14 protein-coding genes and 1 other annotated feature are annotated in these 14,869 nt (G+C 38.7%); of the genes, 11 read left to right on the top strand and 3 right to left on the bottom strand.

Going from position 1 to position 14,869, the window contains the following annotated elements:
• Positions 1-5: 5 nt before the first annotated feature.
• Positions 6-887 carry an ABC transporter ATP-binding protein gene (locus MHH23_RS01705; protein WP_008347478.1) on the bottom strand — a complete coding sequence of 294 codons (882 nt, stop codon included), beginning with the start codon at positions 885-887 and terminating at the stop codon, positions 6-8.
• Positions 888-1,577, bottom strand: coding sequence for an ABC transporter permease (locus MHH23_RS01710; protein ID WP_008347476.1), 690 nt, complete (start codon positions 1,575-1,577; stop codon positions 888-890).
• Between the two features lie 192 nt (positions 1,578-1,769).
• Positions 1,770-2,040, top strand: a binding site (T-box leader).
• A 112-nt stretch (positions 2,041-2,152) separates the two neighbouring features.
• Between MHH23_RS01710 and MHH23_RS01715 the strand changes: the two genes are divergently transcribed.
• The 11 genes from MHH23_RS01715 to MHH23_RS01765 all read left to right on the top strand — a co-directional run bounded on the left by MHH23_RS01715 (position 2,153) and on the right by MHH23_RS01765 (position 13,252).
• Positions 2,153-3,013, top strand: coding sequence for an SAM hydrolase/SAM-dependent halogenase family protein (locus tag MHH23_RS01715; RefSeq protein WP_007497378.1), 861 nt, complete (start codon positions 2,153-2,155; stop codon positions 3,011-3,013).
• A gap of 14 nt (positions 3,014-3,027) precedes the next feature.
• Positions 3,028-3,585 (top strand): ECF-type riboflavin transporter substrate-binding protein, encoded by a 558-nt coding sequence (locus MHH23_RS01720; RefSeq protein ID WP_024718471.1) that lies wholly within the window; start codon positions 3,028-3,030, stop codon positions 3,583-3,585.
• A gap of 19 nt (positions 3,586-3,604) precedes the next feature.
• Positions 3,605-5,320: an ABC transporter ATP-binding protein gene (locus MHH23_RS01725; protein ID WP_268430238.1), complete on the top strand. Its 1,716-nt coding sequence runs from the start codon at positions 3,605-3,607 to the stop codon at positions 5,318-5,320.
• Positions 5,311-6,138, top strand: coding sequence for an energy-coupling factor transporter transmembrane component T family protein (locus MHH23_RS01730; RefSeq protein ID WP_024718473.1), 828 nt, complete (start codon positions 5,311-5,313; stop codon positions 6,136-6,138). Before MHH23_RS01725 ends, MHH23_RS01730 begins: the two co-directional genes overlap by 10 nt.
• Before the next feature lie 164 nt (positions 6,139-6,302).
• On the top strand, positions 6,303-6,473 hold the full coding sequence (locus MHH23_RS01735) for a CxxH/CxxC protein (RefSeq protein WP_008360116.1): 171 nt from the start codon (positions 6,303-6,305) through the stop codon (positions 6,471-6,473).
• An 80-nt stretch (positions 6,474-6,553) separates the two neighbouring features.
• Positions 6,554-7,033 carry a 23S rRNA (pseudouridine(1915)-N(3))-methyltransferase RlmH gene (rlmH, locus tag MHH23_RS01740; RefSeq protein WP_024718474.1) on the top strand — a complete coding sequence of 160 codons (480 nt, stop codon included), beginning with the start codon at positions 6,554-6,556 and terminating at the stop codon, positions 7,031-7,033.
• Positions 7,034-7,296: 263 nt separating this feature from the next.
• Positions 7,297-7,935 carry a hypothetical protein gene (locus MHH23_RS01745; protein ID WP_047947088.1) on the top strand — a complete coding sequence of 213 codons (639 nt, stop codon included), beginning with the start codon at positions 7,297-7,299 and terminating at the stop codon, positions 7,933-7,935.
• A gap of 40 nt (positions 7,936-7,975) precedes the next feature.
• Positions 7,976-8,215, top strand: coding sequence for a hypothetical protein (locus tag MHH23_RS01750; protein ID WP_047947089.1), 240 nt, complete (start codon positions 7,976-7,978; stop codon positions 8,213-8,215).
• Between the two features lie 207 nt (positions 8,216-8,422).
• Complete coding sequence (locus MHH23_RS01755; protein ID WP_340958749.1) at positions 8,423-10,306, top strand: 3'-5' exonuclease; 1,884 nt, start codon at positions 8,423-8,425, stop codon at positions 10,304-10,306.
• Between the two features lie 189 nt (positions 10,307-10,495).
• Complete coding sequence (locus tag MHH23_RS01760; RefSeq protein WP_340958750.1) at positions 10,496-12,325, top strand: hypothetical protein; 1,830 nt, start codon at positions 10,496-10,498, stop codon at positions 12,323-12,325.
• A 60-nt stretch (positions 12,326-12,385) separates the two neighbouring features.
• Entirely contained in the window at positions 12,386-13,252 is an 867-nt protein-coding gene (locus MHH23_RS01765; RefSeq protein ID WP_340958752.1) for an MBL fold metallo-hydrolase, read from the top strand.
• Between the two features lie 103 nt (positions 13,253-13,355).
• Here MHH23_RS01765 and MHH23_RS01770 read toward each other — a convergent pair whose 3' ends face one another.
• Positions 13,356-14,708, bottom strand: coding sequence for an IS1182 family transposase (locus MHH23_RS01770; RefSeq protein ID WP_340958755.1), 1,353 nt, complete (start codon positions 14,706-14,708; stop codon positions 13,356-13,358).
• Positions 14,709-14,869 lie beyond the last annotated feature (161 nt).

Raw genomic sequence — 14,869 nt, forward strand, 5'->3', positions numbered from 1 at the left:
CTTTTTTATGTGGACATCATGGCATCTTGCGCCGTGACTCGGTATAGGTCGACTTTGCATTTCACAAACGCACGGATGATGGCTGGGACTTGAGCTTCTGAACGAATCAACAATGAGGTCTCGTCATCTCTGATCACAAGGTCTGTTCCCACACTTTGTAAGTACTGCGTGAGAACAGGCTTCACCTCATCATCAATCCATGCATGCTTGAAGGTGGCACGAATGGTTGAGGACGTGATGGTTTTCTCTTGAGGATGAGTACTTGAGGACACGATTTTTCCTTCAGATATGAAAGCTGTTTTGGTACAAATAGGCTGGGTGAACCTTGGCTCGTCTGCTGTTAAAAAGACAGTTTTCCCTTCAAATTTTAACGATTCAATCACCCGCTGGATATGTAAGATAGAATCTGCATCAATATCCGCAAAAGGCTCATCAAGTAAAATAAAGTCAGGCTGATGAGCGATGGCCTGAGCCATTCCGAGCCGCTTCTTCATCCCAGGTGTAAAGGCACCGACTTTCTCTTGATGATAACGATGTAAGCCAACAAATTCGAGTAATTCTTCATAATAGCTCGTTTTCTGGCGAGTACCCGTAATTTTCGATAAATAGGCAATATGCTCAATAGCAGTCAGCCCTTCATATAAATCTGTATATTCAGGCAGCACACCGATATGATGCCGTACTTTTTTTAACGACGTCATGTTCATCATGATAAATGTGCCAGAGGTGGGGCGGGAGATCCCTGTAATGATATTAAAGAAGGTTGTCTTACCAGCACCCTTTGGTCCAATGAGGCCGAAGATATCCCCTTGATGGATATCAAGATCAATATGATCAATTGCGACTTTTGTCCGATATTTTTTTGTCAGCCCTTTTGTGTGAAGCACTTAGACATCCCTCCTCTGAAACAGTAGTGCAGTTCCAACGAGTAAGACAACAGTCAATGCGGCATTCATCAGCACATAGGTCAGCGGTTCACTCCAGCGCGCATAATAATAAGGCGTCACGTATTGGAACCAGTGAATCAACCGTTCTGAAGAAAGAACAGACATCATGCTCATGATTGGAAATAGAAAGGAAAACAACATGCCAACAAACATCGATTTCTGTGGTGTTGGAAAGAGCATGGACAAAAACAAAGCACAGGATATGCCGACACTGATAAACGTTAATATTTTTAAGGCATCAGAGAACAGAAAACGATGTGAAATCACCATATTTAATATATATGTGGTCATAATGCAACTGAGCCAAAACAGCATCAGCCCAAGATATTTCCCGATGACAATGTTTAAACGGGTCGTTTTGCTGACGAGAAAACGAATGGTTTTCAAATGAATTTCACGGCTCAAAATATCATGAGATAATAAAAAAATAAGGAAGAAACCAAATAAAGAAATCACTAGTTCATTCCCAATGGAATAGGGGTCCTTTGCCTGTTCCCACTTTCCTTGATAAGCAGCTATAAATGGAAGACTTGATACAAAAGTAGATAAAATGAAAATAATAACAATAGTTAAGATGGATTTTGTGCTTTTGAAGAGCTGCTTAAATTCATTCATACAGATGGTCCACACACACTGTACCTCCCTTCATCTTTATTATACCGCTAGAAAAGAAAGACACCATATCTCGCTCTTTAACATTTGCTTAAATTTTATAAAAAAGAAGACTCTTCCAGAACAGTTAACTCATTTTTAAAAATGTTCAGAAAAATATCTTGATTTATCAAAAAACATCATGTATGATAGCTTTAATTCAAGATAGTTAAACAGGCAATGACGAGAGAAAGTACAATCATCAATTTTTCCACAGAGAGCTTCGGCAGCTGAAAAGAAGCAAAAATAATGATTCGAAAAATGGTCTCTGAGCCTCGTACTGAACATATCCATGATATTAGTAGGTGACGACGAGAGTTGGTACTCGTTATCAAAACCACAGTATATGAGCCAAATTGGAGCTTTGTACTTGTAGAGGCTGTTTAGCGCGAGCAAACAGTAAATAAAGGTGGTACCACGAGACAAATACCTCGTCCTTATGATTCATAGATAAGGATGGGGTATTTTTTATTGTCCACTTTTTTTTCATACAAATGTTCAAATGTTCCACGTGAAACACCACAACCATTTTTTCAAATGAAAGGGAGATTAACATGAGTGAACATGCATTGGTTTTACAATCAGATTTCGGTATTGATGATGGAGCGGTCAGCGCAATGTACGGCGTAGCCAATACAGTGAGCAGCGGCATCCGCATTTTTGATTTAACTCACAACATTCCCCAATATGACATTTGGGAAGCTTCTTATCGCTTGCTTCAGACGGTTACATATTGGCCGGAAGAAACGGTATTTGTCTCCGTTGTTGATCCAGGCGTTGGATCAGAGCGAAAGAGCCTTGTCGTCAAAACAACAAGCTCACACTACATCATCACACCTGATAATGGGACACTTACGCATGTCGCACAGGATATTGGCATCGTGGAGGCTCGGTATTTAGATGAAACCATCAACCGTCTGCCGAAGTCAGGAAAATCACATACATTCCATGGTAGAGACATTTACGCCTATACAGGCGCGAGAATTGCTTCAGGTGTGATTTCTTTTGAAGAGGTCGGGCCAAAGGCGAATATAGAGGACATTATTCACCTTCCAGTCGTACAAGCTTATGCGGAAGAAGAAGTGATCACAGGGACGATTGATATTTTAGATGTGCGGTTCGGAAACCTATGGACAAACATTCATCATACGTTATTTGAACAGCTTTCAATCAATTATGGGGATGCAATAGAAGTTACCATTGCCAACGGGCCAAAAAATGTGTATAAAAATATCATGACCTATGGACGATCTTTTGCCGATTTAAAGGTAGGCGAACCACTCGTATATGTCAATTCACTCGATCATTTAGGCGTGGCGATCAATCAAGGGTCATTTGCAAAGGCTTATAACATCGGTACAGGCACAGGCTGGCGCCTTTCGATTCGCAAAGCTCCGCGCATTATATATGAATAAGAGGAGGAAACATCATGGCAGGTAAACAACTTTCAACGAAAACTGTCGTTGCCATCGGAATTGGCGCAGCCGTCTTTGTCATTTTAGGACGCTTCGTCTCCATTCCAACTGGGATTCCGAATACACAAATTGAAACATCGTACGCGTTCCTTGCGTTAATGGCCGTGCTATTTGGTCCTATTGCAGGCGCATTGATTGGATTTATTGGTCATCTCATTAAAGATGCCACCACATTTGGACCTTGGTGGAGCTGGATTATCGTTTCGGGTGTTGTTGGTTTATTGATCGGCCTCATTTCGAACCGTTTAAAAGTAGAAGAGGGCGACTTTGGCTGGAAAAAAATCACGCTCTTCAACGCCGTCCAAGCCGGCGCACAAGCATTAGGCTGGTTTGTCATTGCGCCGGTACTCGACATTGTGATCTATGCAGAACCTGCAAATAAAGTGTTTGTTCAAGGCATCGTAGCAGGAATCTCAAACATCATCACAGTCGGTGTACTAGGCACCATCATCATTGCGGCTTATGCGAAAACAAGAAGCAAAAGCGGCAGTCTATCGAAAGAAACATCATGAAGCAAGGTGGAACACATAAATGAAGAAACCGATGATTCAATTCGAACATTTCGGATTCAAGTATCGCAGTCAGGCAGAACCAACATTGAAAGATATCAACCTGACCATCTATGAAGGAGAAAAAGTCCTCATCGCAGGCCCGTCTGGATCGGGAAAAAGCACACTAGCCCATTGTATCAATGGGCTAGTTCCTGCGTCTTATAAAGGTTCTATGGAAGGAAGTCTTCACATCGGCGGGAAAAATGCAGAGAAAGAGAACATTTTCTCTCTTTCACAGCTCGTCGGAACGGTGCTGCAAGATCCTGATGGACAATTTATCGGGCTGACCGTTGGAGAAGATATCGCGTTCACACTAGAAAATGATCAAGTCACACGCGAAGAAATGAAAACACGTGTCGAGAAAGCGGCAAAATTAACAGAGGTAGACGGCAAACTGGCATCATCCGTGCATGAGCTGTCAGGCGGTCAAAAACAACGTGTCGCCATCGCAGGCGTACTTGTCAACGATGTCGACATTTTGCTGTTTGATGAACCACTGGCAAGCCTTGATCCCGCAACAGGTAAAGAAGTGATCGATCTCATTGACCGTCTGCAAAAAGAAACGAAAAAAACGGTCGTGATGGTGGAACATCGATTGGAAGACGTCCTCTTCCGCCATGTCGACCGCATCATCGTTGTCAATGACGGCACGATTGCAGCGGATATGACACCAGATGAATTGCTCGCCTCAAATGTATTAGAAGCGGCATATTTACGTGAGCCTTTATATGTGAGAGCGATGAAATATGCAGGCATTCCGATTGCAGCAGGAGATCAGATCGCTAATTTACAGCATCTCACCTTAAATGACGAGGCAAAAGAGAAAATCGAGCAATGGATGGAAGCATCTGAGCCATCAGTCGAGCAGAATGAAGCACCGGATTTACTAGAAGTGCGTGAGCTGAGCTTTGATTATCCGACAAGACCAAACACGCTGAGCAACATCTCTTTTACCGTCAAAAAAGGAGAAATGATCAGCATCGCCGGTGCCAATGGCGCAGGCAAGACGACACTATCCAAGGTGCTCTGCGCATTTGAAAAGCCAACAAAAGGGACAATCCTTTTAAATGGCGATGACATCACAGGAGACACCATCAAACAGCGCTCCGAACGAATCGGTGTCGTCATGCAAAACCCAAATCAAATGATTTCGAAACAAATGATTTTTGATGAAGTCGCACTCGGTCTCGTTTTAAGAGGCGTACAGGAAGACGACATCAAGGATCGTGTAGAGCGAGTCCTGAAAGTGTGCGGGCTGTATCCATTTCGAAATTGGCCGATCTCAGCACTCAGTTTTGGACAGAAAAAACGCGTCACCATTGCATCCATTCTTGTGTTAGAGCCAGAAATCATCATTTTAGATGAGCCAACGGCCGGTCAAGATTTTAGACATTACACAGAGATGATGACGTTTTTAGAGCAATTAAATCAGCAGGGCGTCACGATTTTGATGATCACCCATGATATGCATCTCATGCTCGAATACACGACAAGAACCATTGTCATTTCAGATGGAGAAAAAATCGCAGATGATACACCAGCCAAAGTGCTGACAGATCAGCTGCTAGTCCAAAAGGCGAGCTTAAAAGAAACGTCGCTCTATGAACTGGCGCTAAAAGCAGACTGGCCAAATCCAAATGAACTCGTGGATCGCTTCATTGAGGTTGACAGAAAGGAACGAATGACATGGCTGTAGACATGCTGTCTTATATCGATCGCCCATCGCCAATTCACCGGCTGACAGGGGCAACCAAACTCATTTGCTTTATCCTCTGGTCATCCGCAGCGATGCTCACATATGATACAGGCGTATTAGTGTTTATGCTAGTTGCCAGTATCGTGTTCTTTCAGCTATCAAACGTACGATTTCGTGATATCTCTTTCGTAGTGATTGTCTTGGCGATTTTTCTTGTCATCAATAACATCGCCATTTACGTCTTTGCACCTCAGCAAGGTGTCGCCATCTATGGAGCGAAGCATGAGCTCTTTCACATTGCAGGCTGGTACAATGTCACACTTGAACAGCTTTTCTATCAATTGAACATTACACTGAAATACGTGACCGTGATGCCAGCGGCGCTTTTATTTATCGTGACAACAAATCCAAGTGAATTCGCCTCATCGCTCAGCAGAATCGGGGTCAGCTATAGGATTTCGTATGCGGTAGCGATTGCTCTGCGCTACATCCCAGATATTCAGCGTGATTTTCGAACGATCGCGATTTCTCAGCAAGCAAGAGGTATTGATTTATCGAAGAATGAAAAACTGGGAAAACGGATTAAAAATGCGCTGTCGATTGTGATGCCGCTGATTTTCTCCAGCCTAGAGCGGATTGAGACCATCAGCAATGCGATGGAACTGCGCGGGTTTGGAAAGCATAAAAAGCGCACATGGTTTACGGCGAAAGACTTTCAAAAAGCAGATTATGCGGCGTTAATCTTTGTTGGAGCGGTACTGATTGTGTCGCTAGTGATTACATTTGTTAGAGGAACGAGATTTTATAATCCGTTTTGATAGAAGGAAGCCTTCACAGGAGTGGAGGCTTTTTTATTTGGTTTGTGGATAAAAGGTGTGGAAAATGGTAAAAGACTATTAACATGTGAATAAATCGGTTATATTGAACAATGAGCGAAACACATGTGAATAACCAAACAACATATTGGAGGAATTAGAAACTTATGAACAAATCACTTTATGCTTGTGCAGAACATATAGAAACCGTACTAGACATGTACATAGATGATCACGAAACACCGCCAGAATTCAGAAAAATCGAACATACACACAGCTTATCCACAACCTGTGAATTGTGCGATGAACCTGCAATATATATAGTGGGGAACGAATGATCGGACACAAAATACACAAATTTTATCCACAATTGTTGATAACTTATATGAATAACTTGTTCTTAAGGTGGGGATGACCTGTGAATATATCAATTATCACAGTAGGAAAACTAAAAGAGAAATATTTAAAGCAAGGCATAGCCGAATACACAAAACGATTACAGGCATACGCAAAAATCGAGATCATTGAGCTCGCAGACGAAAAAGCACCCGAGAATCTCAGCGAGCAAGACATGAAAATCATCAAAGACAAAGAAGGCGAACGCATCCTAAGCAAAATCAACCCAGACGCCCACGTCATCGCCCTCGCCATCGAAGGAAAAATGAAAAGTTCCGAAGAATTAGCCGATACAATAGATAAGCTGGCAACATACGGAAAAAGCAAAGTATGTTTCGTCATAGGCGGATCCCTTGGGTTAAGTGATGCTGTGATGCAGCGTGCGAATGAGAAGCTGTCGTTTTCGAGGATGACGTTTCCGCATCAGTTGATGAGGCTGGTGTTGGTGGAGCAGGTTTATCGGGCGTTTCGGATTGTTCGGGGGGAGCCGTATCATAAGTAGGTAGTTTTTTAACATATAAAAGTAAAAAGAGTAGGTAATAGCAATTTAATGCTATTACCTACTCTTTTTTTATTCTAATTGTTTTTTAACATTTAATTTAATACATATAAACAGTAAATTTATTACGGAAAAACTATATAGCACTTCTTGATAATACTTATAGATTATAAATTTTAAGCTTATTTTAATATAAATATAGATATATAGCGCCGATATAATGCGGGTGAATGAAATCTAGTGTTTATTTTATGGAGGTATTTGGATTGAAAAAGACTATTTTAACAATTGTAGCATTCGTACTAACTTTAACTATTTTTGCCCCATTTACAGAGGCAAAAGAAACACTCAATATTAAAGAACTAAAAGATTTCCAAGTAATTAGTATTGAGAATTTTGTTTCACAAGATAATATTGAAAGAGTTGACAACATTAACGAGACCGATGAGGATTTAACTGAAGAAGAAATTATTAATGAAATGGCAGAACAGCTTAAATTTTTATATACAGAAGCTGCTACTGTAAATAAACAAGGTGAAATAATAAAAGTGGATGTTGATAAAGTAGAAGCAGAATATGGTTCACCTGAGCCAAATAATCAAGAAGCAATGATAGCTAGTTCACTTAGTGTCGCATCTTTTGGAGTATGTATTGTTAATTCTACAGGGAGTGCAATAGGATTAGATGTAGTCAAACGCGCATACAACAAACAAGTCAAAAAAGCCTTAAAATCACATGCATGGAAAAAGGCTTCTTCAATCATGTATAACAACATTAAGAAATATCTTGGTAAAAGTGCTACTAAATTTTTAATTAAAAAATTAGCCGGCGTAGCTTTACCTGGGGGATTACCAATGAAATTTGCTTTTATTGTTGCTAAATGTGGAGTAAAAGAGATAATCTAGTAATGACTTAATCTTGTTAAAAATCTTAAAGGAGATTAGTATGTTTAAATCTTTTAAATCATTTGTTATTACTTTTATCGTATTACCTTCATTATTAGGAGCTGCATTGGCATTCACTGTAGAAATACTACCCCTAATATGGAGTATCATTACACAAAAAGGGACAAGCTTGGCATTTAAAGATTTAGTAATTACATTTGTTTTAGGCTATGTAATGTATCTGGTGTATATTGTATATAAAGCAATCATTCACAAATTCAATAAAAATAAAAGTCACTAAAAATATATACAGATACAAAGCGAAATTTTAACAAAAAACTCTTAAATTATTAATTTAAGAGCTTTTTTGAGTTTTTAGCTATCTTTCTAACGAACATCACGATCACCATTCTTTAAATAATCCTATATAATGTAATAATTTACATTCAAACAATCCAGATTATTCCGATATATGGGTTATAAGGATAATAGAGGGGTGTTAGTATAAATGGCAATTACATTACCAGAAACTATTAAAAGTACTGCTACTGCAGGAGAACGAATTTTATTTCGAACATTAAAGGAATATCTACCCGAGGAGTATATTGTACATTATGAGCCTAATATCAATGGGTTTAGACCAGACTTTGTGATAATCGGTCCGGATCTAGGAGTATTAGTTTTGGAAGTAAAAGATTACACCAAAAATACAATAAGAGAGCTAAACGATAATACCTGGGGCATTTTAAATTCTTCTGGTGATTTACATAGAGTGAAGAGTCCCCTAGTTCAATCAAGAGAATATGCTTTTAAAATAAAAGATATGCTTGAGAAAGACATTGATTTAATCAATACAGAAGGGAAATATCAGTTTAAATTAAAGTTTCCTTATGGTTATGGTGTCGTCTTCACTCGGCTTCATGAAGAACAACTTTTAAAAAATAAAGTATATGAGGTTATTGATCCACATTTTATTTTATCGCGTGATCAGATTGATCCGGATAATGACCATTTTGATCCTGAGATCTTAATAGAAAAATTGTTTGATATGTTTCATGTGCCTTTCAAGTTAAATACGCCACTATCATCTGACGAATTAGAAAGGATTCGTTATCATCTATACAAAGAAATACGCGTTGGAGCAGATGTTGAACCAGTCCCATACCAAGAAAAACTGTTATTATCTTTTCGAAACATCAAAACGATGGATCTGCATCAAGAAAACTTGGCTAAACAGATTGGTGATAAACATCGGCTAATTAGAGGAGTAGCAGGAAGTGGTAAAACCTTAATCTTAGCGACTCGAGCAAAAATGTTAGCTGAACAACATCCGAATTGGAAGATATTAATACTCTGTTACAATGTAGCTTTGAAACAAAATATTAAACAAATGATTCATTCTAAATTTACAGAACCAGATGATTTTCTGACATCCGATCATAGAAAAACACCAAATTTAAATAATATACAAATATTAAATTTTCATCACTGGATTAAAAAAGATCATGGTATTTCAGAACTTGAAATAGATGATTACATTGAAAAAATAGAAAATGATGCTTTAACTCCTGTAAAGTATGATGCCATTTTAATTGATGAAGGGCAGGACTTTGAAGGGAGCTGGCTGCATCTCATCAGCTTATGCTTAGATCAAGAGACGCAATCTTTACTTTTAGTAGAAGATAGAGCGCAAGATATCTATCGGAAAAGTAGAAGCTATGTGAAAGATACGGGGCTTGATTTTAGAGGTAGATCTAGAATCTTAAATATAAATTATCGTAATACGTCACAAATTGTGGATTTTGGATGGAAATTTTACGATAGCCATAGAGCTTTAGATCTTAAATTAAAACAAGAACAGACAGAGACAATCGAAATCATCCCTCCAAAAAAGACGAAACGTAAAGGGCCAGAAGTAGAACTTTTAAGATGTAATACCTTTAAAGAAGAAATAGAAGAGATTACTAAACAAATAGTGGATCAACATAATGAAAAGAACATACCTTACTCTGAAATGGCTATTTTATATCGTATAAAGGGATATAATAACCATTATATATCAGCGATTCAATCTGAATTTCAAACAAAGAATATTCCTTACAATTGGATAACTGAAAATGGTGCAACCAAACATAAGTTCAATCCAGAGGAAGAGACAGTCAAAATTTGTTCTCTCGATAGTAGTAAAGGTCTTGACTTCCACTCAGTTTTTATTGTGAAAGCTGATCTGATGCCATTAAAGTATGAAGAGGATCAAGAAAAAGAAGTGTCTTTAATGTATATAGGAATGACTCGTGCTAAAGAGTACCTATCAATATCTTATTCAGGTGTTTCTTCGTTTACTCAGTATTTTGAGGTTGCAAAGCAAAAAGAGCCGACATTTAATCAATAATTTTAAATAGTAAAAGGTACGGGAATTATTCATTTCTCATACCTTTTTTCATGTAAGAAGAAAAGAAGACTCTTCTTAATAAATATCGTATTATATATAATGAAAACTTAGTTCAAGAAACGATTACAGCAGGTATTGGGAACGATCACATATTCATATTCAATCTACAATTACTCAAAGGAGACTTTCATGGGTTTCAAAGCTGACTTTAAACATGAAATACGTAACGTAATAAAAGATGTAGAAAAAGAAATAAATAAAACATGGAAAATTGAATATAAAGGGCATTCTATAGAAATTACAAACCAAATAAAAGAAGAGCAACTAATCATTGATGGTGTGACAGTTGATAAAAAACAACGAAAAAGTTTATTGACTCATATGATCCCTTATTCAAAATTGTCAGGGATATTGGAGCTTCAAGATGGTACGCAACACAAAGTGTCCGTTAAACTTGGTGGGTATGTACGATTTCGTTGTATGGTGAAGGTAGATCGTGAAACGGTTTTAGATGATTCAATGAAGATAGAATTTCTACCATGGGATCATAAAGAGAAAATCGTTCCCTTTATTCAACAACAAATTCAATCACATCATAAAATAGTAGACGACCGTTTACCCGATGAAGATTATTTATTTGACGAAAATGAACCACGATTGGCTCCCGGTTTATCTGATTATTATGTAGATGAACGACCTGCCCCTTTTTATGTGAAGAAGCTATTGAAGCTTTTTGAAATACAACTGAATCATCCTACAAACGAAACTAGAAAAAAAACATATGAAAAAATCATTTCTAACAATATGGCGAGTCGCAACAGTGAGCTAATTGAACGATTTCAGCAAACACAATGGGATGAATCCCGTGTACAGCAAGAAGCGTTATGGCTTCTTGAACATGCGGCACATCGGGAGGTCGTCAAATTTGCAGTCATGATACTGGGATGTACGAACTGTGAAAAATACAAAGAGCTTTTATTCACAATAGGTATGCATGAAGAATTTACTTCTTATGTCGTGTTTGCATTGAAGAATGGCACAATTCAAGGAAACGAACATGTTTGGCGTCTTGCAAAGTCCGTCGATGGATGGGGAAAGATTTCGGCTGTTGAGCAATTGGAAGCCTCGACACCAGAAATAAAACGATGGCTACTAACAAAGGGCTGCGAAAATACAATCATGAATGAATACTTAGCTTATACTTGTGCTCTTAATGGTGATCTGGAAACAGCTTTATCAGAAGATGAAATTTCCAAAGAATTATACGATGGAGCGAGTCTCATCATTCAAGCATTATTAGAAGATGAGGTTTCTATCTACGGAATCGATGAGTATTCAAATGCAAGCTCAGTTCTCTGCCGATTTATTCACCATGCTCATAAGCACTGCCAAACAATTGAGGACTTTTATTCAATATTGAAAATAAATGAGTTTTTAAATGATGAACAAGAGATTTGGGAAGACCGATTGAATGCTTCATGGAAACAGGACGATTATAAGGCTATCCAGGAAGCTGTTCAACCGTTTATCAATGACAGTAGATGGCCAAAGCTTGCAACCGATTCGTTACAACAGGGTTTTAGCTCCCAAGCACTTGAAATCGCTCTCTTTTATCGTTTAGATGTGATTGAGCATCTATTTGCTTTACTTGAGAAAGATCCGACAAATAGTGAAATATACTTTGCTGTGATGGACACAAATCATCACCAGCATATTAGAGAGCTTTGTACATTTGCAGAAACACATTTATCGTTATCAAACCTCTCAGATGATGAAGTGGCTTGTCTACAATATATTGTGCAAGATTTATATGAACACGACGGTGTAGGATTACCATTGATTCAAGCTGCACTTAGATCAAATGATGGAAATTTACAGTATCATGCTTTAAGTGTATTAAAGGAATGGCCTCCTTCGTATGCGCAGAAAGCGGCCACAAGGGAATTGATTGAACATATTGCCGTGAAGACAAAGGATAAAGAAGATCGAAAGTTAGCCAAATACTTATTAAAGAAATAGGATTCGGTTTACCTTCGCACTACGAAAATAAAATCTGAATATTAGAAAGCAGGCAGCACCATGCACACAATCAAAAAAATAGGCCAAACCTTCTCCTACATCACACCAGTATCACTCACCGACCGCCCCATCCTAGGTATGGTCGTAGGCAATAACAAAACATTAATGATCGATGCCGGCAATTCAGAAGATCATGCGAACTATTTCATCCAAAAGACCTTAAAACAAGAGAACGCCACGCCGGATATGGTTGTCCTTACGCATTGGCATTGGGATCATATTTTTGGTCTACCGGCATTGCCTCATGCGGTTTCAATTGCTTCTGCAAGAACCAGAAAGGAAATGGAGAAGCTTCTTCCGTTTTCTTGGTCAGATGAGGCGATTGATGAGCGGGTGAGGGAAGGAACGGAGATTGAGTTTTGCGCGAAGGCGATAAAAGAAGAATATAAGAATCATCGAGAGATTCAGGTGGTTTTACCGGATGTGACGTTTGATCGTCGGATGGAGATTGATCTTGGCGGGGTCACTTGTGTTGTGCAGCATGTTGGGGGCGATCATGCTGCAGATTCAGTGATCGTGTATGTGAAAGAGGAAAAAATCCTGTTTCTTGGTGATTGCATTTATCCGAAAATGTATGCAGAAAAAGTACATTTTACGGTAAAAGAAATTTTGCGTCTTTTAGATGAGTTAGATGCTTTTGATGCGGAGACGTATATTCCTTCACATCAAAGACCGTGGACAAAAGAGGAGTTTCGTCAGGAAACAGACAAGCTTCGAATGATGGCGAAATACACTGATCTTTATGGTGGAGACCAGGAGAAAATCAAGAGTGAATATCAAACACATGTGAACAGAGAACTAAAAGAAGATGAGTTAGAGACGATCGCTTATTTTGTAAATGGTTATGAAGGATTAGCAGAGGGATAAACCTCTGCTCAGATTGTAGAGAAACTCATGTTTTTCTACAATCTTTTTTATTTTCATCGTAATGATGATGGATGAGATTGAATGAAAAAGGCCTCCCACACACCTAACCTAGCTTCGCTAGATGTGTGGCAATCTTCTTCATGTTCTGACAGGCAGCTGTGAGAAGCACTTGCTCACTCACATTTTGTTTTCCCCTCAACCGGCAGTAGCGAAGCCCGTGCAGTTGTTTTGAATCTGCAAAGCTTCGCTCTATTTTTTCTTTTCTTTTTTTATATAGCTCTTTTCCAGAGACAGATAGACGATTTTGTCTGATCCTTTCTTTATGTTCTTCCCATATGTGTCTTGAGATGACTTTTTGATGATTTTTCGACCTTGTGCATCTTTCAAGGAAAGGACACGATGTACATTTTTTAGGATCTGATTTGTAGAACCTATAACCTTTTCGATCAGTTGTTGTATATAATAGCTTCTCACCATTTGGGCATATGTAATGATCATGTTCAGAGTCATACTTGAATTTCCACTTCTCAAATAAACCTCTTGTTGGATGAAAGCGTCTATGTGCGATGACACCAAAAATACGGCGATCTGATAAACCTTTACAGATTGGGGTTGTCAAATAACCAGAATCAAGGGCAACAGCTTCTACTTGAAAACCAAATCGTGCGATTTGGTGATCCAACCGATCAAGATACGGAACAGAATCATGGACATTACCGGGCGTGATGTGGGCATCCGTGATGATATTGTACTTCATATCCGTTGTACGGTGGTCTAGGTAGAAAAAGCCTTCTGGCTTGTTTTCACGATAAAGATAGCCACTTTCAGGATCAGTCGTACTTTGACGAATGTCTTTTTCCGTTTTCACCTCCTCTTTTACCTTTAAGGGCTTTTTTCCGTGTGCCACCCGATCTTCTTGGATCGCTTCTTCTAAATCATTTATATAGTTCTGGGTATCCTGCTCAATCGTTTTTCTCATATATTTATGTTTATTGGCATTGGCTTTAAGATGAGTGGAGTCAGTAAAAAGAACGCGGCCTCCTACCATATCATGATTGATAGCTTGAAGCACGATCTCGTCGAAAATGTCTTGAAAAATCGTTGTATCTTTGAATCGAGTACGACGATTCCAGCTAATGGTCGAGTGATGAGGAACGGGGTCATTGATGTTCAAACCTAAAAACCATCTATACGCCATGTTATAGTAAATTTCTTTTTCAAGTTGTCTTTCAGAACGGATACCATACAGGTATCCGATGAACATCATTTTGAACAAAATGAGTGGATCGAGAGAAGGACGACCTTTATTCTCACTATAATATGGTTTTACTTTGTCTATGATAAATGAAAAATCAATGTATTGATCAATTTTACGAAGTAGGTGATCCTCTTCGACCAGTTGATCTAGTAATACAAATTCGGCTTCGTGCTGAGAAGAATTTCTAGTGTGGAACATGAGAAAAACACCTTCCTTTAGTATGCTTTTCTCTATTATAAAATGGGGTAGTGGAAAATTTAAGGGGAAAAATAAAGCTGTCGAGATTTTCTCGACAGCCTGAGCAGAGGGATAAACCTCTGCTTTTTTTATTTTCATGGCTCGCCCTTTTCCCTGAGTTT

It is taken from the genome of Bacillus sp. FSL K6-3458 (genome assembly GCF_038005045.1).
Classification (GTDB): domain Bacteria; phylum Bacillota; class Bacilli; order Bacillales; family Bacillaceae; genus Bacillus; species Bacillus altitudinis.